General features: G+C 62.1%; 15 protein-coding genes. 13 read left to right on the plus strand and 2 right to left on the minus strand.

The window, feature by feature from the left end; all coding sequences use genetic code 11:
• Nucleotides 1–3 precede the first annotated feature (3 nt).
• Nucleotides 4–2,469 (plus strand): UvrD-helicase domain-containing protein, encoded by a 2,466-nt coding sequence (locus tag PSH80_RS12700; RefSeq protein WP_305420422.1) that lies wholly within the window; start codon nucleotides 4–6, stop codon nucleotides 2,467–2,469.
• Nucleotides 2,470–2,516: 47 nt separating this feature from the next.
• On the opposite strand, the gene PSH80_RS12705 is transcribed toward PSH80_RS12700, so the two are convergent.
• Nucleotides 2,517–2,789, minus strand: a complete 273-nt coding sequence (locus PSH80_RS12705) for a DUF1652 domain-containing protein (protein ID WP_057438448.1) — start codon at nucleotides 2,787–2,789, stop codon at nucleotides 2,517–2,519.
• A 257-nt stretch (nucleotides 2,790–3,046) separates the two neighbouring features.
• Here PSH80_RS12705 and PSH80_RS12710 point away from each other — a divergent pair, with 257 nt between their 5' ends.
• Genes PSH80_RS12710 through PSH80_RS12725 form a run of 4 tightly spaced genes read left to right on the plus strand, consistent with a single transcriptional unit; the run spans nucleotide 3,047 to nucleotide 6,835 of the window.
• Nucleotides 3,047–3,871, plus strand: coding sequence for an AraC family transcriptional regulator (locus PSH80_RS12710; protein WP_057438449.1), 825 nt, complete (start codon nucleotides 3,047–3,049; stop codon nucleotides 3,869–3,871).
• A 48-nt stretch (nucleotides 3,872–3,919) separates the two neighbouring features.
• A complete protein-coding gene (locus PSH80_RS12715; RefSeq protein WP_305420424.1) occupies nucleotides 3,920–5,326 on the plus strand; it encodes an FAD-binding oxidoreductase in 1,407 nt (468 codons plus the stop codon).
• A 27-nt stretch (nucleotides 5,327–5,353) separates the two neighbouring features.
• Entirely contained in the window at nucleotides 5,354–5,695 is a 342-nt protein-coding gene (locus PSH80_RS12720; RefSeq protein ID WP_057438450.1) for a cupin domain-containing protein, read from the plus strand.
• A gap of 60 nt (nucleotides 5,696–5,755) precedes the next feature.
• Nucleotides 5,756–6,835, plus strand: a complete 1,080-nt coding sequence (locus PSH80_RS12725) for a polyamine ABC transporter substrate-binding protein (RefSeq protein WP_186625748.1) — start codon at nucleotides 5,756–5,758, stop codon at nucleotides 6,833–6,835.
• A 200-nt stretch (nucleotides 6,836–7,035) separates the two neighbouring features.
• Here PSH80_RS12725 and PSH80_RS12730 read toward each other — a convergent pair whose 3' ends face one another.
• Nucleotides 7,036–7,830: a helix-turn-helix transcriptional regulator gene (locus tag PSH80_RS12730; RefSeq protein ID WP_057959676.1), complete on the minus strand. Its 795-nt coding sequence runs from the start codon at nucleotides 7,828–7,830 to the stop codon at nucleotides 7,036–7,038.
• Nucleotides 7,831–8,042: 212 nt separating this feature from the next.
• On the opposite strand from PSH80_RS12730, the gene PSH80_RS12735 reads away from it, so the two are divergent.
• The 8 genes from PSH80_RS12735 (at nucleotide 8,043) to PSH80_RS12770 (ending at nucleotide 20,411) form a co-directional block, all read left to right on the plus strand.
• Nucleotides 8,043–9,407, plus strand: coding sequence for an APC family permease (locus PSH80_RS12735; RefSeq protein ID WP_057444785.1), 1,365 nt, complete (start codon nucleotides 8,043–8,045; stop codon nucleotides 9,405–9,407).
• Between the two features lie 9 nt (nucleotides 9,408–9,416).
• On the plus strand, nucleotides 9,417–10,514 hold the full coding sequence (locus PSH80_RS12740) for a P1 family peptidase (protein WP_057438453.1): 1,098 nt from the start codon (nucleotides 9,417–9,419) through the stop codon (nucleotides 10,512–10,514).
• A gap of 428 nt (nucleotides 10,515–10,942) precedes the next feature.
• Nucleotides 10,943–12,391 (plus strand): serralysin family metalloprotease, encoded by a 1,449-nt coding sequence (locus PSH80_RS12745; protein ID WP_057438454.1) that lies wholly within the window; start codon nucleotides 10,943–10,945, stop codon nucleotides 12,389–12,391.
• Nucleotides 12,392–12,463: 72 nt separating this feature from the next.
• Nucleotides 12,464–12,832, plus strand: coding sequence for an AprI/Inh family metalloprotease inhibitor (locus tag PSH80_RS12750; protein ID WP_081044256.1), 369 nt, complete (start codon nucleotides 12,464–12,466; stop codon nucleotides 12,830–12,832).
• Between the two features lie 177 nt (nucleotides 12,833–13,009).
• Nucleotides 13,010–14,761, plus strand: a complete 1,752-nt coding sequence (locus PSH80_RS12755) for a type I secretion system permease/ATPase (RefSeq protein WP_305420431.1) — start codon at nucleotides 13,010–13,012, stop codon at nucleotides 14,759–14,761.
• On the plus strand, nucleotides 14,758–16,080 hold the full coding sequence (locus tag PSH80_RS12760) for an HlyD family type I secretion periplasmic adaptor subunit (protein ID WP_305420433.1): 1,323 nt from the start codon (nucleotides 14,758–14,760) through the stop codon (nucleotides 16,078–16,080). Before PSH80_RS12755 ends, PSH80_RS12760 begins: the two co-directional genes overlap by 4 nt.
• Nucleotides 16,081–16,082: 2 nt before the next feature.
• Nucleotides 16,083–17,420 carry a TolC family outer membrane protein gene (locus PSH80_RS12765; RefSeq protein WP_198817355.1) on the plus strand — a complete coding sequence of 446 codons (1,338 nt, stop codon included), beginning with the start codon at nucleotides 16,083–16,085 and terminating at the stop codon, nucleotides 17,418–17,420.
• Nucleotides 17,421–17,486: 66 nt separating this feature from the next.
• Entirely contained in the window at nucleotides 17,487–20,411 is a 2,925-nt protein-coding gene (locus PSH80_RS12770) for an autotransporter serine protease (RefSeq protein ID WP_305420578.1), read from the plus strand.
• Nucleotides 20,412–20,430: the final 19 nt, after the last annotated feature.

Raw genomic sequence — 20,430 nt, forward strand, 5'->3', positions numbered from 1 at the left:
CGCGTGCCGCAACACACCCCCGATCTGCCTCCCGAACTGCGCCCCCTGGCGCAAATGCCGCTGTTCAAACGCCTGGCTGCGCGGCTGTTTGGCCACGGGTTGACGCGCCTGCGGGCCCAGCATCGTTTTTCGTGGTTGCACGGTCAGGCCGATGGCTTTCGCAGCGGGCATGAGGCCGGCGTGGAGTATGGCTACCAGGAAGGCCGGCGCGATGGCATCGAAGAGGGCCGTCAGGTCCTGTTGATTCGCGACTTCCGTAGCGATGAACACCGCGCCCCGGGCGTGGATGACGGCCTGTTCGACGATTGGCGCCTGCCACTGACCGCCGAACTGAAAAAACGCATCAAAGCCGATGTGGCGCGCCTGCTGCCGGCCCATGCGCAGCCCAGCACGGCGCAGTGGAAGATGATCTTCAGCGATACGCCTTCAACTTCGGTGATTGCCGGGGCCGGGGCTGGCAAATCTACCTCGCTGGTCCTGCGGATCCTGCTGTTGACCCATTACCTGGGCTTTGAGCTGAGCGCCATGACCGTGGTGACCTTCACCCGCGAGTCGCGCCAGGACTTTATCCGCAAGCTCATGGAGATTCTCCACCTGTGGGGCCAACCCCTTGCTTTGAAAGAAGCCCAGGCGGTAGTGCGGACCTTTCACTCGCGCATCCTGCCCATGGTTCGCAGCCTTCCGGGCTTTGAGCGGTTGCAGGCCTTCGAAAACCTGCGCAGCGGCCTCTACGATGACGAGGCCGACAGCAACCCCTTCGACCTGCGCATCAACGATGCCCAGCGCCAGCAGCTCAATGCCTGCTACCACGGCCTCTACGGCCGGCATGCACGTTTTCGCGAGTTGATTGCACCGATGGCCCGCCATGCCTTGCAGCTCAAGGAGCTGGAGCGCGACCACCCGGATGTGCAAAAACGCGTGGCCGTCACCGAGTTGGCGGCCAAGCGCGATGAAGAATTGTGCGATGTGATCGAGGATCTGTGGTTCCGGGCCGGCGCATGGCCGATCAAGGGCATCGAGCCGAACCGCCAGCGTGTTGAAATCAATGGTGCGTCGTTCCATTGCCATGGCTACAGCGCCGAACTGGATGCCTGGGTGGTGCTGGGCTTCGACGCCAGGGAAAACCCACAGATCGCCCGCCCCGGGGCCAAGCTGTCGGTGCGGGCTGAATGGGCGGTCAAGCGCACCCTGTTTCAAGCATTCTGCCGCAAGCCATTGATTTGGTTGGATAACTACGAATCATCCAAGCGCCTGTTGAGCAGCCTGGCGGGGGATGCCAGCTCCGGCCCCGGGTTTGATTACAAGGTCAAGGGTGAGTTGGCTTCGGCGCCATTGCTGGACTGTTTTGTGAGCGCCGCCGGCTTTATCGAGAACCTCGGCCTGGACGTGCCCACGGCGGTGGGCCAGATGAGCTTTGCCAAGGATGACCCGGATCGCGGCTTCTTCGAGGCCCTGAGTATTTTCTGGAAGGCCCTGGAAGATCATCTGCTGGACCAGTCGCCGCCGATCATGACCTACAACCGCATGTTTTCGCTGTTTGGCGAGAACACGCCAGAAAACCTCAAGCTGCTCAGCGACGGGCTGTTGCGCCCGCTGTCGCACTTGATGATCGACGAATTCCAGGATGTCTCGCCACAGATCGTATCGTGGATCCGCGCCAGCCTGCGCGAGATCCGCAGCCGTGGGCCGGCGCTGCATGTGGGGCGCGCGGCCCAGCATTCTTCGCTGCTCTGTGTCGGTGATGACTGGCAGTCGATCTATGGCTGGCGCGGCAGTTCGCCCAAGTACTTCATGGAGTTCAACAAGGAGTTCCCGTCGCCGACCACCACGCGGGTGATGCTCGGGGAGAACTTCCGCAGTCATCAGCACATCATTGATGCGGCCGAACATATCGTTAAAGCCGCACCGGCAATCAGCGGCAAGAAGGCCAAGGCCAGCGGCGCAGCCAGGGCGCTGGTGCCGGTACAGGTGCTGGATCGTGACGAGGCGGGCCTGGCGCAGCAGTTGCTGGCGCACTATCAACGGGGCGAATCGGTATTGATGTTGTATCGAAAAAGCAGCGATAAGCTATTGATTCAGGAGCATATTCAGTCTGTAGTTAACCTTGATTCTAGCTTGCCGCCGGGCATGCGCCGCTTTAAGCAACTGACCTACCACAGCGCCAAGGGGCTGCAGGCGGATGCCGTGTTTTTGCTCGGCGACTGCCAGCACCTGACCCGTTCGCCCTACAAGAACCAGGTGTACCGCATGGCCGGCCTTGGCAAGGACGGGGATGCCGAGCCTTACGACAATGCGCAAAAAGACGAAGTGCTGCGCCTGGCCTATGTCGGGATTACCCGGGCGGTGAGCCATTGCTATTGGTATGTCGAAGGGCAGGATGGCCAGGTGGGGCATGCGCCCAGGGCGTCGGATCGGGTGGCGGGGGGCAAGGCGTTCTTTGATGATCGCCGCGCCATTAAAGCGCAATAAATCAAATGTGGGAGCTGTCTCGCCGGGCGAGACAGCTCCCACACCCTTCAGGCCTGCAGCAACTTTGGCCGCACAAACGATTCCAGCTCAGCCTCGATCGCTTCGATAATCCGCTCCACATCCGTGGCATTCATCACCGTGGCGCAGGGAATGCCAGCGATGGCAATCAGGGTTTCACCACTCTCTCGGTCAAACAGGCGCGCAATCAGGCTGCCGGGTGCGTCCATGCTGCCTTCAAAACCGACCGGATGAAAATGCCAGCGCATCAACTGACATGCGTTGGGGAACGTCACTTTGTTCATGTGGCCCACCTTGTTCATTGAGCACTTCCTTTAGCTCGCGGCAAGGGTGTCAGAACCATCAATGGTGCTGACTGTGAAGCTTAAAAAATAGCACTCACTTGCAGTGAGCAGCGGAGTTTTTTCTATCCGTTCGGCAGTTGCTTGCAAGAAGTTTGACGTGGGTCATGTCTTACAAATACTTAGGCAAAAGGCCACCACTTAAAACTGTCACGTTGCCATTGAAGCCCTTGGTAAAGTTGTGCAAGCTCCAGGCTTTAGCCGTTTTCGAGCGTTGTATGCCACAGACCGCCCCGGCCGATAGCCCGCAACAGACGCAAGCGACTGCCGAGGTGGTGTTGCGCCATCATCTTTGCTGGAAACACCGGGACCTGGACGGGGTGATGGCGCACTATCACCCGGATATCCAGTACCACGACTTCTTCCAGAACCGCGTGGTGTGCTTCGACCAGTTGCGTGAGTACCTGCAAGCCAGCATGCCCCGCGACCCCGACGAAGGCATTGAACACACCGACCGCATTCGCACCGACGGCGATACCGCCTTTATCCAGTATCGCGTGACCTTGCGTGGCGGCCAGGGCCTGGTGTCGTTTCGCACCAGTGAGGCGATCACCGTGCGTGACGGGCTGATCTGGCGCGTCAACGAATACGCGTCCCTGGTGCACGAGCCCGCCACCAGCCGCTCCCAGTCCCAGGCTACGCGGCCGACCGTCAGCCGCCTGGGCCTGTCGCCCCAGCAACTGAGTTACCTGGCCAACGATCTGCAGCAGTACTTCCAGCGCCAGCAACCCTATCTCGACCCGGAACTGGACCTGCAGCGGGTGGCCAAGGAATGTGGTTACAGCCGCAACCAGATTTCCTACCTGCTCAACCAGGTACTGGGGCAGAGCTTCTACCGCTACGTCAATCAGGCCCGCCTGCAGCATTTACTGGCGGCGCTGGACGGCGCCACGCCGCCGATCCGTATCGACGAGCTGGCGTTTGCCGCCGGTTTCAATTCCTTGTCGGCGTTCTACAGCTGTTTCCGCCAGCACACTGGCTTGTCGCCCAAGGCCTACGTCAAACAAATTTCCCTGCGTGCACGCGCGCAAGACGACGACTGAAGCCAGGCACTAGGATCACGCCATCGACGTTTGGTGGTGGAGTTCGGCATGCCGGCATGGCGCAAGATCAGTTTATGGATGGACCAGCTGCAAGAGCCGCTGGAGGCGCGTGCGTCCCTCGGGCAGGACCTGGATGTCGATGTGGCCATTATTGGCGCCGGCTACACCGGGTTGTGGACCGCCTATTACCTCAAGCGCCACGCGCCGCAGCTCAAGGTGGTGATCATCGAGGCGCAGACCGCCGGTTTTGGCGCTTCCGGGCGCAACGGTGGCTGGCTGATGGGCAATCTGCTGGGCGAAGATCGCTTGCTGGCAGGGCTGCCCGCCGAGCAGCGCCGGGCCTCGTTTGACCTGCTGCACGGCATCCCCGATGAAGTCGGGCAGGTGTTGCAGCGCGAAGGTATCGACTGCGACTACCGCAAAGGCGGCGCACTGCACTGCGCCGCCCGGTACCCCGAGCAGGAAGCCAGCCTGCGCGAATACCTGGCCAAACTGCATGGCCAGGGCCTGACCGACGACGACTATCGCTGGCTCAGCCCCGAACAACTGGCCGGGCAGATCCGCATCGCCTCGGCCTATGGTGCGGTCTACACCCCCCACGTCGCGACGATCCACCCGGCCAAGCTGGTGCGCGGGTTGGCGCGGGTGGTCGAGGCCATGGGCGTGGCGATCTACGAGAACAGCCCGGTCACCCACTGGCAGTCCGGCAGCCTGCGCACCGAGCAGGCCCAGGTCCGCGCCTCGTGGGTGGTGCCGGCGGTGGAGGGCTATGCGCCGACGCTCAAGCCCCTGGGTCGCTATCAACTGCCGGTGCAGAGCCTGATCGTCGCCACCGAACCCCTGCCGGCCAGTACCTGGGAGGAAATCGGCCTGAATCAAGGCCAGGCCTTCGGTGAAAGCAGCCGCCAGGTCACCTACGGCCAGCGCACCGCCGATAACCGCCTAGTGTTCGGGGCGCGCGGTGGCTATCAGTTTGCCGGCAAGCTGCGCCACAACTTCGACCTCACCGACAGCGAAGTGGAACTGCGCCGCTACCTGTTCTGCGAGCTGTTCCCGCAACTCAAGCATGTGCGGGTCACCCACTCCTGGGGCGGCAACCTCGGTATGTCGCGGCGCTTCCGGCCGCACATGCTGTGCGACCAACAGAGTGGCATCGCCTTGTCCGGCGGGTATGGCGGGAAGGGCGTGGGCGCCAGCAACTTGGGTGGCCGGACCCTGGCTGACCTGATCCTGGGGCGCGACACGCCGCTGGTCCAGCAGCCATGGGTGTTGCGCGACGGCGGCCTGAGTGCCCTCCGGGGCTGGGAGCCGGAGCCGTGCCGCTGGTTGGGCTACAACGCCATCATTCGCAGTTTTGTCCATGAGGACCAGACCCTGGCCGACCCGAACACCGCGCCCTGGCGGCGCAAGCTGGCCAGCGGGATTGCCGGTTTCATGGAAGGTTTCATGCACTAAGTCGCTTCAATCACCACAGGTATGACCATGAGCATTACCCAATTCAAAGACACCCTTAACCGCCACTTGCCGGACTCAAACCCGGTCGCCGTGCCCTTGGGCACCCCGGTTGCCGTGGCCTCCACCCTCAGCGTAGAGCGCAACGACGGCGTCGAAACCGGTATCTGGGAATGCACCCCGGGCCGCTGGCGGCGCCAGATCGTGGCCCAGGAGTTCTGCCACTTTATCCAGGGCCGCTGCACCTTCACCCCCGATGACGGCGAAACCCTGCATATCGAAGCCGGCGATGCACTGATGTTGCCGGCCAACAGCACGGGCATCTGGGATATCCAGGAGACCGTACGCAAGACCTATGTGTTGATCCTCTAATCTTTTGATCCTTGATCGCCTGCCATAAAAACAGCCCTATAACCGCCAGGAAATCGAACCATGAGACCCATTGCCCTGTTGCCCTTGATGTTGGTGGCGTCCCTGACCCAGGCCGCCGAGACGGTGAAAATCTACAACTGGTCGAGCTACATCGCGCCGGACACCACCAAGAACTTCCAGAAGGAAACCGGGATCGGTTTCAGCTACGACGTGTACGACAGCAACGAGACCCTGGACGGCAAGTTGATGACCGGTAACTCGGGCTACGACGTGGTGTTCCCGTCCAACCACTTCATGGCCCGGCAGATCCAGGGCGGGGCCCTGAAAAAGCTCGACAAGAGCCAGCTGCCGAACTGGAAAAACCTCAACCCGGTGCTGCTCAAGGCCCTGCAAACCAACGACCCGGGCAATGAACACGGCTTCCCGTACCTGTGGGGCAGCACCGGCATCGGCTACAACATCGACAAGGTCAAGGCAGTGCTGGGCGACGACGCGCCGGTCAACTCCTGGGACTTGATCTTCAAGCCCGAATACATGGAAAAACTCAGTAAGTGCGGGGTGGCGATCCTCGACAACGGCCCGGAACTGCTGCCCATTGCCCTGAATTACCTGGGCTTGCCGCACCACAGCAAGAACCCCGAAGACTATAAAAAGGCCGAGGCGCTGTTGATCAAAGTGCGGCCGTACATTGCCTACTTCCACTCCTCGAAATACACCGGCGACCTGGCCAATGGCGACATCTGCGTGGCAGTGGGTTTTTCGGGTGACGTGCTGCAGGCCGAAAGCCGCGCCAAGGAAGCCAAGAATGGCGTGAAGATCGGCTACAACATCCCCAAGGAAGGCGCCGCGATCTGGTTCGACATGGTCGCCATGCCCGCCGATGCCCCGGATGAGAAGGCCGGCTATGCCTTTATGAACTACCTGCTGCGCCCGGACGTGATGGCCGACATCACCAACTTCGTGCACTACGCCAACGGCAACAGCGCCGCCGACAGCCTGGTAGACCCGTTGATCAAGAGCGACACCAAGGTGTACCCGAGCGAGGAAATGATGGGCAAGCTCTTCGCCCTCGAAGCCATGCCGATGAAGATCGACCGTGTTCGCACGCGGATATGGAACACTATCCGTACCGGGCGCTAAGGCAGCACGCTTAGCCTGGAGGGGGCTGGAGTGTCAGGTTAGATAAATGTGACTGACACACCGCCCGCTCCCACAGGGGGAACTCGGCGAGCAGAGAATTGTGTCCACACCACAAGTCAAATGTGGGAGCTGGCTGGCCTGCGATAGCGGTAGGCCAGTCGACATATCCTTACTTGATCCACCACTCCCGCGTGCCTGCCCTATGGGTTATCCAGGTCATGCCCCAACGACTGGATAAACAACGAAAACAACTCCGGCTGCGACGAGATATCCAGCTTGGCGTACAGGTGCCGGCGATGCACCTTGACCGTGTCCGGCGAGATGCTCAGGCGTTCGGCCATGGCCTTGGATGAGAACCCGCGCAATACCAGGCGGGCGATTTCCAGTTCGCGCTCGGACAACACCCCACTGCCAAAATGGCTCAACGCATCGCGAATCTGGCTGGCCATGGCCTCGCCGGCCGGTGCGCGCCGGGTGCTCTGCTGCCAGTGCTGCTGCATCAGTGGCAGCACCCACGCCGCCAGCAGGGTCAGCAGCCCGGTTTCAGACGCGGTAAACACCCGCTGCATCCCCAGGGACAACGACAAGGTGCCCACCCCCGGCAGTTGCAGGATGAACTGCACCTCATCCTCCAGCACATTGTCGTGAAAGTAATTGAGGAAGTACTCGCTCTGGCGGAAATGGTCCGGCGCCACCTCTTCCAGGCGATACACGCCGCTGGCATAGCCTTCGCGGCAGGCCTGGAAGAACGGGTCGAGCAAGTACAAACCATTGAGGTACACCAGCATCGACGCCGGCTTGCTGGTGGGCTGCGCGTCGTACTCCTCCAGCGCCTGGGGCGGGCCATCCAGCGGGTAGAAGATTGCCAGGGCGTTATCGAACGCCAGGTTCTGGTGCAGCAGCAACACCAGTTGCTTCCAGAAACGCTCGGTGCCAATTTGCGACACCGTCCGACCCAGCCCCGCATGCATGCCGATTTCCCTGAATAGGCTCATGTGATGGGTTCCGATGGCTGAAAGATCGGCCAAGGGTTCGGCTTTTGCACGAGCCCGTCAAGGGGAGTACTCCAATAGGGGAATTGGCGGGTGCCGGCGCAGCGCCTAGATTCCCTGGCATTCAGCGGGAAACATATCCCGCACACGCATTCCCTTTTCGTTCCTGCCTCAACCAGCTTTCCAATAAAAAGAATAACCACGAGGATAACGACATGAGCGCAACCCCCGCACCCGACGGCGTGCTGAAACCTACCTTGAGTGTGTTCGATGTGGTGGCCATTACCGTTTCGGCGGTAACCCCGGCCAGTTCCGTATTTGTTATTGCACCGTTCGCGATCCAGCAAGCGGGCAGCGGGGTGTTCCTGGCATTTGTGATGGCTGGGCTACTGGCGCTGATGTTTGCCTTTTGCTACGCGGAACTGGGGCGTGCCCATAACAGTGCCGGTGGCGAATACGTGTACGCCAAGCGCGTGTTTGGCGGCATGGCCGGCTACGCGACGTTCCTCACGGTACTGGTGATGCTGCTGTTTATCCCGCCGGTCCTGGCCACCGGCGCCGCGACCTACCTCAATAACGCCCTGGGCACGAAGTTCGATTCACAAACCGTGGCCCTGGTGATTGTGGTGTGCAGTTACGCCCTGGGCATTCTCAATATCAAGCTCAACGCCTGGATCACCGGCACTTGCCTGCTGTTGGAAGTGGCGGCGTTGCTGGTGATTGTGTTTATCGGCTTTGGCAACCCGGTACAGCCGGCCAGTGTGCTGTTCCAACCGCAGATCGTCGAAAACGGCGTGCTGCACCTGGCGCCCTGGGCCCTGGTGATCGGCGCGGTGGGCATCGGCCTGTTCTCGTTCAACGGCTACGGCCCGGCGGTGCTGCTGGCCGAAGACATGAAATGCGGCGGCAAGGGCGTGCACAAGGCGGTGCTGTGGTCCCTGGGCCTGGTGGTGGTGATCGAGTTGGTGCCAATCACCGCGCTGTTGATCGGCGCCCCGTCCCTGAGCGAGATGATCAGCAGCCCGGACCCCATCGGCTACCTGCTGACCAGCCATGGTAATGAAACCCTGTCACGCCTGGTCAGCGCCGGGATCTTCCTCTCGGTGTTCAACGCCATCGTAGCCATCGTGATCCAGATCGGCCGGGTGGTGTTCAGCAGCGGCCGTGATGCGCTGTGGACGCCGACCATCAATAAACTCTTCACCCGCATCCACCCGCGCTGGGATTCGCCATGGCTGGCCACGCTGTTTCTGGCGATCCCATCGGCACTGCTCAGCTTCAGCTCCAACCTGGCAGACCTGACGTCCTTCAGCGTGTTGTTGATCATGCTGGTGTACCTGATCGTCGCCCTGAGCGCGCTGATGAGCCGGGTGCTGTTGCGCGACCGCGAGCACCCGTACCGCATGCCCCTGTGGCCGGTGCCGGCACTGCTGGCCGTGGCGGGCGCGGGTTATCTGTTGTTTACCTTGTTTAGCGCGGCGTCCATGCGCGACATCATGATTATCATCGGCCTGCTGGCCTTGTCGGTGATCCTGTACTGCATCAGCGGCCGGTCGAGTCCGGCGTTTCAGAAACTGTAAGGAGTGGTTATGCGCGCACGTCAATTGGGCATCACGTTGGGGCTGGGTACGCCCGGCGAATTGAATGCGATTACCGACGTCCCCGGGATTCGGGTCGGCCACAGCACGCTCAAGGAGCAGATCGACGGCAAACAGGTGCGCACCGGGGTCACACTGATCCAGCCACGGGCCGGTGCAGCCCGGCTGCAGCCGTGTTTTGCCGGGTACCACGTGCTCAATGGCAACGGCGACGCCACCGGCCTTGAGTGGATCGGCGAAGCGGGGCTGCTGACCACGCCCCTGGCGATCACCAACACCCATAGTATCGGCATTGTGCGCGACACCCTGATTGCCCTGGAGCGCGACAGCCTGGCGGACCCGGCGGTGTACTGGTGCATGCCGGTGGTGATGGAAACCTACGACGGCCTGCTCAACGATATCTGGGGCCAGCATATCGGCCCCGAGCATGTGCTGCAGGCCATGGCCAACGCGGAATCCGGCCCGGTACAGGAGGGTGCCGTGGGCGGTGGCACCGGGATGATCTGCCATGAATTCAAGGGCGGCATCGGCAGCGCCTCGCGCAAGCTGGCAGCGGAGCAGGGCGGCTGGACTGTCGGCGTGCTGGTGCAGGCCAACCACGGCAAGCGCCAGGAGCTGCGGGTGGATGGCTACCCGGTGGGGCGGCACCTGATGGAAATCGCCTCGCCATTTGCCGAGCGTGGTACGCCGGGCATGGGCTCCATCGTGGTGATTATCGCCACCGATGCGCCGTTGCTGCCGCACCAGTGCCAGCGCCTGGCGCAACGCGCCTCCATCGGCATTGCCCGCACCGGCGGTGGCACCGAGGATTCCAGTGGTGATCTGTTCCTCGCGTTTGCCACCGGCAACCACGACCTGCCGCCGGCGGATTACGGGCGCAAGGACCTGCCCCTGAGCACAACGCTGAGCATGGTCAATAACGATCATATTTCGCCCTTGTTCAGCGCCGCGGCCGAGGCGGTGGAAGAGGCGATCATCAACGCGATACTCGCCGGGGAGGACATGACCACCGCCGATGGCGTGCTGGTACCAGGGCTGGAGGGGCAGACGCTGCTGGAGGCCTTGCGCCAAACAGGGTGGCGTGGCTAGTCGTGACCTCGCTATCGCCGGCTTGCCGGTGATAGCGGGCGCAAGCTGTCGATATTTAAACAGTGGCTATTTAATATTTACCAATGACACGGTGGCACTTTAAAAGTGCACCCCACTCAATATATTGGATCCACTTATCACTCTAAAGTGTGACGTGTCTGGCATTTAACTATTTAGCACTATTTAATATTTAAATAGCCCGCTTGCCGCCATCCAGCCCAAAGCAAAGAATATAAACACTTAATTCCCAATGTTTGCAGTCGTTATTCCGTCCACGCACTTTTCCAACAAAAAAAATACTGGACGTGTGATTTCGAATTGTGTCAGTTTCCTTTCGCCTTCATAAGAGGCGAGTGATAGGACGATCTCGCCCGAGAACGTCGCTATCGGACAAAAACTGTTCCACTTGCAAACAAGGAAGTACGTTTATGTCGAAAGTAAAAGACAAAGCTATTGTCTCGGCAGCTCAAGCAAGTAGTGCCTATTCACAAGTCGATAGCTTTAGCCATTTGTATGACCGTGGCGGCAATCTCACGGTCAATGGCAAACCCTCGTTCTCTGTCGACCAGGCAGCCGACCATTTGCTGCGCGAAAACGCGGCATACCGGGACGTTGACGGTAACGGCAGGATCGACTTGACCTACACCTTCCTGACCTCGGCTTCCTCGGCGACCATGAACAAGCATGGTATCTCCGGGTTCAGCCAGTTCAGCAACCTGCAAAAAGGCCAAGCCGTACTGGCCATGCAATCCTGGGCCGATGTGGCCAATGTCACCTTCACCGAGAAAGCCTCGGGCGGCGACTTCCACATGACCTTCGGCAACTACAGCGCAGGCCAGGACGGCGCCGCAGCGTTTGCCTACCTGCCTGGCACCAATGAGAAGTACCACACGAGTGGCACGGATGGCACCTCGTGGTACCTGATCAACAACAGCTACACCGCCAACATCAACCCTGGCCTGAACAACTACGGGCGTCAGACCCTGACCCACGAGATCGGCCATACCCTGGGCCTGGATCACCCTGGCGACTACAACGCCGGGACCGGCAACCCGTCTTACAAAGACGCGGACTACGGCCAGGACACCCGTGGCTACAGCGTCATGAGCTACTGGGGCGAAAACAACACCAACCAGAACTTCACCAAAGGCGGGGTCGAGGCCTATGCGTCCGGCCCGCTGATCGACGATATTGCGGCGATCCAGAAGCTCTACGGTGCCAACTACAACACCCGTGCCGGTGACACCACCTACGGTTTCAACTCCAACACCGGGCGCGATCACCTCAGCGCCACGTCCAACGCCGACAAGCTGGTGTTCTCGGTATGGGACGGTGGCGGCAACGACACCCTGGACTTCTCCGGCTTTACCCAGAACCAGAAAATCAACCTCAACGCGACTTCGTTCTCCGACGTGGGTGGCCTGGTGGGTAACGTGTCGATCGCCCAGGGCGTGACCGTGGAAAACGCCTTTGGTGGCTCGGGCAACGACCTGCTGATCGGCAACGCCGTGGCCAACACCCTCAAGGGTGGCGCCGGCAATGACCTGATCTACGGCGGTGGCGGTGCCGACAAACTGTGGGGCGGCGCGGGTTCGGACACCTTTGTGTTCGGTGCCAGCTCTGACTCCAAGCCGGGTGCGGCGGATCAGATTCTTGATTTCACCTCGGGTTCGGACAAGATCGACCTGACCGGCATCACCAACGGCAGCGGCCTGCATTTCGTCAACGCCTTTACTGGCGCTATCGGTGATGCCGTGCTGACTTATGCCTCGGGTACCAACCTGGGTACCTTGGCGGTGGACTTCTCCGGGCACGGCGTGGCGGATTTCCTCGTCACCACCGTAGGCCAGGCGATGTATAGCGACATCGTGGCTTGATCAAGGCGTAACGAAGGGTGGCGCCCCGGCGCTGCTCTTCCCTTGCAACAGCCCCGTAAACGGGTAATGGTGATGACTAATTTTCGCAACGCAATCGCCTGGTTGATCCTGGCATTGCTCGTGTCGGCAGGAGCCAACGCAATGGCAAGCAGTCTTGTTTTACCCAGCACCACGCAATTGGCGGGGCACTGGCAACTGCGCCAGCAGGAGCAGGTGTGCGAGCTGGATCTGATCGCCGAACCCAACAGCCTGGCCGGTGATATTGAGTGCGCGCAACAGTGGCTGGGGCAAAAACCCCTGACTTGGCTGCCCACCCCGGATGGCATTTGGCTGATGAATACCGAGGGCACCGGTATTACCCATTTGAATCGACAGAAAGAAGGCGAATACACCGCGCGTTCTGCTTCTGGAGTAGAGCTGTTACTGCGACGCACACACTAATTAAGTATTGCGGTTATATGCTTATAACTGCCGGGTATAGAGACATTTGTTGGTCGTGACCTTTATCGACCTGTCACTTCCAACGCATTAAACACTATTGAAATAGTTGCCCGCCCCATTGTTTGGGGTGCTCGGCAGACTATTGCGCGTATTTCAGTCCAGGGAAGATCAGGCAACATGGCGAAGACCACTCCCACTGCACCACTGTTTAAAGCCCTCGGCGATTATAAAAGTATCCTGATCAGCGTCGGTTGCTTTACCGCGCTGATCAATCTGCTGATGCTGGTGCCGTCCATTTACATGCTGCAAGTGTATGACCGGGTACTGTCCTCGCAGAATGAAACCACCCTGGTGATGTTGACCCTGATGGTGGTGGGCTTCTTTGCTTTTATCGGCACCCTGGAAATCGTCCGCAGCTTTATCGTGATCCGTATCGGCAGCCAGTTGGAGCGGCGGTTCAACCTGCAGGTGTACAAGGCCGCCTTCGAACGCAACCTGCAACGGGGTGAGGGGCACGCCGGGCAATCGCTCGGGGATTTGACCCATATCCGCCAGTTCCTCACGGGGCCGGCGTTGTTTGCGTTCTTCGATGCGCCGTGGTTCCCGATCTACTTGCTGGTGATCTTCCTGTTCAACGTGTGGCTGGGCGTGCTGGCCACGGCGGGTGCGGTGCTGTTTATCGGCCTGGCGTGCCTTAACGAATACCTGACCAAAAAGCCGTTGCGCGAAGCCAGCTGCTACTCCCAGCAGTCCACCCAACTGGCCACCAGCCACTTGCACAACGCCGAGACCATCCAGGCCATGGGCATGCTGGGGGCGCTGCGCAGTCGCTGGTTCCAAGTGCATTCACAATTCCTCGGCCTGCAAAACCGGGCCAGCGACACCGGTTCGGTGATCAGTTCCTTGAGCAAATCCCTGCGCCTGCTCCTGCAATCCCTTGTGCTGGGCTTGGGCGCCTTGCTGGTGATCAAGGGTCAGATGACGGCCGGGATGATGATTGCCGGCACCATTCTGATGGGCCGGGTGCTGAGCCCGATTGACCAGTTGATCGCCGTGTGGAAGCAATGGAGTTCGGCCAAGCTGGCCTATCAACGCCTCGATGAGCTGTTGCAGGAGTTCCCGCCTGGGGCGCAGGCCATGGCGTTGCCGGCGCCCCAGGGCCAGGTGAGTTTCGAGCAGGTCAGCGCCGGGCCGCCGGGGCGGCGGGCGGCGACCTTGCATCAGGTCAGCTTCAAGCTGGCGGCCGGTGAAGTGCTGGGGGTGTTGGGCGCCTCCGGCTCCGGCAAGTCGACCCTGGCGCGGGTGCTGGTGGGGGTGTGGCCAACCCTGGCCGGCACGGTGCGCCTGGACGGCGCCGACATCCATCGCTGGGACCGCGACGACCTCGGCCCCCATATCGGCTACTTGCCCCAGGACATCGAATTGTTCAGTGGCAGCATCGCCGACAACATTGCGCGTTTTCGCCAGGCTGACCCCGAGCGGGTGGTGCAGGCCGCCCAGCAAGCCGGGGTGCATGACCTGATCCTGCGCTTGCCCCAGGGCTACGATACGGTGTTGGGCGACGACGGCAGCGGCTTGTCCGGCGGGCAGAAACAGCGGGTGGCCCTGGCCCGCGCGTTGTATGGCGGGCCGCGCCTGATCGTGCTCGACGAACCCAACTCCAACCTCGACACCGTAGGCGAAGCCGCCCTGGCCAGCGCCATCATGCAGATGAAAGCCCAGGGCAGCAGCGTGATCCTGGTGACCCATCGCTCCTCGGCCCTGGCCCAGGCCGACAAATTGCTGGTCCTCAATGAAGGCCGCCTGCAAGCCTTTGGCCCCAGCCAGGAGGTGCTGCGGGCACTGTCCGGCCACACGGAGCCCCCCCGTGAAAAGGCCGGCGTCAGCTTGAACCGTCAATATCCTGCGGCAAGGAATCCAGGCCAATGAGTACCGATAACAGCCTGCCACTCGAGCAGACCTTTCCCGAGCGCGATGCGCGCTTTTTCTCCCGTTTGGGCTGGGTGATGACGGTGGTTGGCGCCGGGGGATTCTTCCTCTGGGCCAGCCTCGCGCCGCTGGACCAGGGGATCCCGGTGCAGGGCACGGTGGTGGTGTCCGGCAAGCGCAAGGCCGTGCAAACCCTGAGCCCCGGCGTGGTCAGCCGGATCCTGGTGCGCGAAGGCGAGGTGGTCAAACAGGGCCAGCCGTTGTTTCGCCTCGACCAGACCCAAAGCCAGGCCGATGTGCATTCCCTGCAAGCCCAGTACCGCATGGCCTGGGCCAGCGTCGCCCGTTGGCAGAGCGAGCGCGACAGCTTGCCTGCCGTGACCTTTCCCGCTGAACTGGGTGCCAACCCCGATCCTGCGCTGGCCCTGGTACTTGAAGGCCAGCGCCAACTGTTCAGCAGCCGGCGCGAGGCCTTTGCCCGCGAGCAATCGGGGATCCGCGCCAATATCGAAGGCGCCAGCGCCCAGCTCAACGGCATGCGCCGCGCCCGCACGGACCTCAGCGCCCAGGCGCAATCGCTGCGTGATCAACTGGCCAACCTGCAACCTTTGGCAGACAACGGCTATATCCCGCGCAACCGCCTGCTGGAGTACCAGCGCCAACTGTCCCAGGTGCAACAGGACCTGGCGCAGAACAGCGGCGAAAGCGGGCGCCTGGAGCAGGGCATCCTCGAATCGCGCCTCAAGTTGCAACAGCACAGCGAGGAGTACCAGAAGGAAGTCCGCAGCCAGTTGGCCGACGCGCAACTGCGCAGCCTGACCCTGGAGCAGCAACTGACCTCCGCCGGCTTTGACCTGCAACACAGTGAAATCAACGCGCCGGCCGATGGCATTGCGGTCAACCTCGGCGTGCACACCATCGGTGCGGTGGTGCGGGCCGGGGAAACCCTGTTGGAAATCGTGCCCCAGGGCACGCGCCTGGAAGTCGAAGGGCGGCTGCCGGTGAACCTGGTGGACAAGGTCGGCACCGATCTGCCGGTGGATATCCTGTTCACCGCCTTCAACCAGAGCCGCACGCCCCGGGTGCCGGGGGAGGTGAGCCTGATCTCCGCCGACCAGTTGCTCGACGAAAAAACCGGTGTGCCGTATTACGTGCTGCGCACCACGGTCAGCGATGACGCCCTGGAAAAACTCCAGGGCCTGGTGATCAAGCCGGGCATGCCCGCCGAGATGTTCGTGCGCACTGGCGAGCGCTCGCTGCTCAACTACCTGTTCAAGCCGCTGCTCGACCGTGCCGGCTCTGCGTTGACCGAGGAATGAGCATGAAGCCTGTGTTCATCGCCTTGTTTCTCGCCTGCACCGGCGCCCAGGCTGCCATGGGCCCGTTCGATGTGTATGAACAGGCCCTGCGTAACGATCCAGCCTTCCTCGGCGCAATCAAGGAGCGTGACGCCGGCCTGGAAAACCGCACCATCGGCCGCGCCGGCCTGTTGCCCCGGCTGTCGTACAACTACAACAAGGGCCGCAACAACTCCCAGGCCAACCTGCCCGATGGCCGTGGCGGCCACTATCACGACGACCGCAACTACAACAGTTTCGGTTCGACCTTCACCCTGCAACAGCCGCTGTTCGACTACGAAGCCTATGCCAACTACCGCAAGGGCGTGGCCCAGGCGCTGTTTGCCGATGAGAGCTTTCGCGACAAGAGCCAGGCGCTGTTGGTGCGGGTGCTGACCTATTACACCCAGGCCCTGTTCGCCCAGGACCAGATCGACATCGCCCGGGCCAAGAAGAAGGCCTACGAGCAACAGTTCCAGCAGAACCAGCACCTGTTCCAGCAGGGCGAGGGCACCCGCACCGACATTCTGGAGGCCGAGTCCCGTTATGAACTGGCGACGGCCGAAGAGATCCAGGCGCTCGACGAGCAGGACGCGTCACTGCGCGAACTGGGGGCTTTGCTTGGCGTACAGAGCGTCGACATTGCCGACCTCGCGCCACTGAACCAGGACTTCGCCGCCTTGACCCTGGCCCCGGCCAACTACGACAGCTGGCACGAACTGGCATTGACCAACAACCCGACCCTGGCCTCCCAGCGCCAGGCCGTGGAAGTGGCGCGCTATGAGGTGGAACGCAACCGCGCCGGGCACCTGCCACGCATCACCGCGTACGCCAGTTCGCGCCAGCAGGAGTCCGACAGTGGCAACACCTACAACCAGCGCTACGACACCAACACCATCGGCATTGAAGTCAGCGTGCCGTTGTATGCCGGGGGCGGCGTCTCGGCGTCCACCCGCCAGGCCAGTCGCTCCATGGAGCAGGCCGAGTACGAGCTGGAGGGCAAGACCCGCGAGACCCTGATCGAGCTGCGGCGCCAGTTCAGTGCCTGCCTGTCGGGGGTCAGCAAGCTGCGCGCCTATCAAAAGGCCCTGACCTCGGCTGAAGCGCTGGTGGTGTCGACCAAGCAAAGCATCCTTGGCGGCGAGCGCGTCAACCTCGACGCCCTCAACGCCGAGCAGCAGCTGTACAGCACCCGTCGCGACCTGGCCCAGGCCCGTTACGACTACCTGATGGCCTGGACCAAATTGCATTACTACGCGGGCAACTTGCGTGACACCGACCTGGCCAAGGTCGACGAAGCCTTTGGCCCAGGCCCGCGCTGAATAAAAAACACAATAAAAGTGAGGACGGTCACCGTGAACGCGAAACAACGAGGCTATCACTGCGTCATGCTGTGTGGGCTGGCCAGCCTGGGCACTGCCCAGGCCGCGCCCTATGTAGAGGCCGGCAAGCTGGGCGACCCCGCCAGTTGGCGCTCGGCGGAATATCAAAGGGACTGGGGCCTGGGCCGCATGCAGGCTGATCAAGCCTATGCCGCCGGGATCAGCGGTGCCGGGGTGAAGATCGGCGCGCTGGACTCGGGTTTTGATGCCAGCCACCCGGAAGCCTCCCCGCAGCGCTTTCACCCGGTGACTGCCAGCGGCACTTATGTGGATGGCAGCCCGTTTTCCACCACCGGCGCGCTGAACCCCAACAACGACTCCCATGGCTCCCACGTCACCGGCACCATGGCGGCTGCGCGGGACGGCAACGGTATGCATGGCGTGGCCTACAAAGCGCAGATTTACGTGGGCAATACCAACGCCAACGACAGCTTCCTGTTTGGCCCGACGCCCGACCCCAAGTACTTCAAGGCGGTGTACAGCGCCATGGTCGATTCCGGGGTACGCGTGATCAATAACAGCTGGGGCAGCCAGCCCAAGGATGTCAGCTACCAGACCCTGGGTGATCTGCACGCCGCCTACGCGCAACACTTCAACCAGGGCACCTGGCTGGACGCCGCCGCCGATGTGGCCCGCGCCGGGGTGATCAACGTGTTCAGCGCCGGCAACAGCGGGTATGCCAACGCCAGCGTGCGTTCGGCCTTGCCGTACTTTGAGCCGGCGCTGGAAGGCCACTGGCTAGCGGTGTCGGGCCTGGATCAGGCCAATAACCAGAAGTACAACCAGTGCGGCATCGCCAAGTACTGGTGCATCTCCACCCCCGGCGCGAAGATCGACAGCACCATCCCGGGCGGCGGTTATGCGGTCAAGTCCGGCACCTCGATGTCGGCGCCCCATGCCACAGGCGCCTTGGCGCTGGTGATGGAGCGCTACCCGTACTTGAACAACGAGCAGGCCTTGCAGGTGTTGCTGACGACGGCCACGCAACTGGACGGTTCGGTGACCGACGCGCCGAACGCCAAGGTCGGCTGGGGCGTGCCGGACCTTGGCCGGGCGATGCATGGACCGGGGCAGTTACTGGGCGCCATGGACGTCAATCTGGCGGCCGGGCAGGGCGATGTGTGGAGCAATGGCATTTCCGACAAGGCGCTGCTGCAGCGCCAGGCGGAAGACAGCGCCGAACACCTGGCATGGCAACAGACCGTGCAGGACAAGGGCTGGGAAAATGGTCCTGGCGCCGGCGCCAGCCAGCAGGAGCAGACCGACTACGCGGTGGGCATGGCCCGGGATGCGGCGGCGGCCCAGCGCATTTACCAAGGCAGCCTGATCAAGTCCGGCGCCGGTAGCCTGCTGCTCAGTGGCGACAGCACCTATCGCGGCCCGACCACGGTCAATGGCGGTGTTTTGAAGGTCGATGGTTCGTTGACCTCGGCGGTCACGGTCAACCCTGGCGGGACCCTGGGCGGTTCCGGGCGCATCGGCGCATTGCAGGCCAACAGCGGCAGTGTGATTGCGCCGGGCAATTCCATCGGCACCTTGAACGTGACCGGGGATGTGCGCTTCGAGGCCGGTTCCACCTATGCGGTGGAGCTGTCGGACGCCAGCAGCGATCGTATCGTCGCGGGCGGCAAGGCTACCCTCAACGGCGGCACCGTGACCCTGGCCCTGGAAAACAGCCCGACCCTGCTCAGCCAGCCCCAGGCGCAAAGCCTGATCGGCCGCCAGTACAACATCTTGCAGGCGGCGGGCGGAGTGACCGGCAGTTTTGCTGCGGTATTGCCCAACTATCTGTTTCTGGGCGGCAACCTCGATTACGGCACTAACGGCGTGCAACTGGCTATCGCGCGCAATGACGCAAGCTTTGCCAGCGTCGCGGCGACCCGCAACCAGCTTGCCGTGGCTTCCGCTGCCGAGCAGTTGGGGGCCGGCAACCCGGTGTATGAAAGCGTGCTGAGTGCCGACTCCGCAGTGGTCGCGCGCCAGGCCTTCCAGCAGTTGTCTGGCGAAATCTACCCGGCGGTGGGCGCGATGCTGATCAACGACAGCCGCCATGTGCGCGAGGCCGTCGGTGAGCGCCTGCGCCATGTGCCGGCGACCGGCGAAAGCAACCTCTGGATCAAGGCCCTCGGTGCCTGGGGCAAGGCCGACAGCAGCAGCGAATACGCGGGGTACACCCGCTCTATCGGCGGAATGCTGCTGGGGGTCGATGGCCAGTGGGACGAACAGACCCGCGTCGGCGTGATGGCGGGCTACAGCGACAGCTCGCTGAACATGGGCGATGGCACGCACTCGTCGGCCGATGTCGACAGCTACCACCTGGGCACCTATGCCGGGCGTGAGCTGGGCAACTGGCGCGTGAGTGTGGGCGGCGCCTACAGCTGGCATCGCGGCGATGTGCAGCGCGACCTGCAATACGGCGACGTCAGCGCCAAGCAAAAGGCCAAGCTGGATGCACGCAGCCTGCAGGTGTTCACCGAGGCGGCCTACCGCTTGAACATGCAAGCGCTGGCCCTGGAACCGTTTGCCAACCTGGCCTATGTGCACCTGGACAGCGAAAGCTTCCATGAAAAAGGCGATGCCGCCGCCCTGCAGCGCGGCAGTGATCGCCGCGACGCGACCTTGAGCACCCTGGGCCTGCGCGCCCTTAAAACAGTGCCGCTGAATGACCGCCAGCAACTGGAACTCTCCGGCTCGCTCGGCTGGCAGCACAGCCTGACACCGGTTGAATCCGAGGAGCACCTGGCCTTTGTTGCCGGTGGCCCATCGTTTGCCGTGCAAAGCACGCCGTTGCAGCGCAACGCCGCGCTGGTGGGCTTGAAGGCCAGCCTGGCATTGAGCGAGACCACGCGGGTCAACCTCGATTACAGCGGCCAATTGGGTGCGAAGGAGAACAACCAGGGCGTGGGCCTGAGCCTCGACTGGCAGTTCTGAAGCGGCGCCAACAAAAAGA

This window comes from Pseudomonas sp. FP818, from assembly GCF_030687335.1.
GTDB lineage: Bacteria > Pseudomonadota > Gammaproteobacteria > Pseudomonadales > Pseudomonadaceae > Aquipseudomonas > Aquipseudomonas shahriarae.